1 protein-coding gene is annotated in these 1368 nt (G+C 65.3%); it reads left to right on the top strand.

The window, feature by feature from the left end; translation table 11 throughout:
* Window positions 1-83: 83 nt before the first annotated feature.
* Window positions 84-1304, top strand: a complete 1221-nt coding sequence (locus tag CWO89_RS44250; RefSeq protein ID WP_245476868.1) for an integrase core domain-containing protein — start codon at window positions 84-86, stop codon at window positions 1302-1304.
* The last annotated feature ends 64 nt before the right edge of the window (window positions 1305-1368 follow it).

The following is a 1368-nucleotide window of genomic DNA, read 5'->3' as shown; positions in this document are numbered from 1 at the left end:
CGGTCCTGACCGGCTACATGGGTAACAGAATAGACCGGCGACATGGGTAACAGGTCAACTGGTCGGCAAGGAGGACCTTGCCGATGGGGTGGAAGGAGACCTGTACCGTGGAAGAGCGGATGCGGTTTGTGGTGGCGGTTGAGAAGCGCGAGGAATCGTTTGCGGCGACCTGCCGGCGGTTCGGCGTGAGCCGCCGGATCGGGTACAAGTGGCTGGCGCGCTTTGAGGAGGAAGGGACTGTCGGCCTGCTCGACCGTTCACGAGCTCCACAGCACCACCCGCACGCGATTGCGCCGGACATTGCCGAGCGCTGCCTTGAGGCGCGGCGAGCGCATCCGAGCTGGGGGCCGGTGAAGGTGCGGGCCTATCTGGAACGCCGCGCGCCCAAAACAGACTGGCCGGCGGCGAGCACGATCGGAGAGCTGTTCGATCGCGAGGGGCTGACGGTGAAGCGCCGGCTGCGCCGGCGCAGCCCGCCATCGAGTGCGCCCTTTGCCTATTGTGAGGCCGCCAACGACGTCTGGTGCATCGACTTCAAGGGCTGGTTCCTGACGGGCGACGGCGAGCGGTGTGAACCGCTGACGATCACCGATGCCCATAGCCGCTACCTTCTGCGCTGCCAGGCGCTGCCGCACACGGACACCGAGCATGTCTGGCCGGTGCTCGACGCCGCGTTCCGCGAGTTCGGGCTGCCCCGTTACATGCGGTCGGACAATGGCGCCCCCTTTGCGTCGACAGGCGCCGGCGGACTGTCAAGGCTGTCGGTGAAGCTGATCAAGGCCGGCGTCACGCCGGAACGCATTGCTCCGGGCAAGCCGCAGCAGAACGGCCGTCACGAGCGCATGCATCTTACCCTGTTGCAGGAGGCGGCCAACCCGCCGGCACACAGCCTGCGCGACCAGCTCAAGCGCCTGCGCGCCTTCCAGCAGCGTTACAACGAAGAACGCCCGCACCAGGCGCTCGACAATGCCACGCCGGCCGAGCGCTACCAGGCTTCACCGCGCCGTTTTGATGGCATCCTGCGCTCGCCGGACTATGGCGACCAGGACGTCCGCCGGGTTCGCCACAACGGAGAGATCAAACTCGATGGCAAGTTCGTCTACATCACCGCGGCTCTGGCGGGTGAGCCGGTTGGCCTAGCTGAATCCGAGGGCTGCTGGACCGTCAGCTACGGCCCGATCATGCTCGGCACCATCGCCTATCAGAGCGATGAACTCCGAAAACCAAAGCGCAAGCGCTGTGGACTTGGGGACAACGCTGCGCGTTGCCCCCAGGGTCCACAGCCCCAGCAACAGCAGACCTGAACGAAACGAGAATTGTGTTACCCATGTCGTCGGTTTGAAGTGTTACCCATGTCGCCGGTTGCTC

The sequence above is a fragment of the Bradyrhizobium sp. Leo170 genome, from assembly GCF_004296405.1.
Lineage (GTDB): Bacteria > Pseudomonadota > Alphaproteobacteria > Rhizobiales > Xanthobacteraceae > Bradyrhizobium.
Note: the sequence above shows the minus strand (reverse complement) of the source record. Positions and strands in the feature narration are given on the sequence as shown.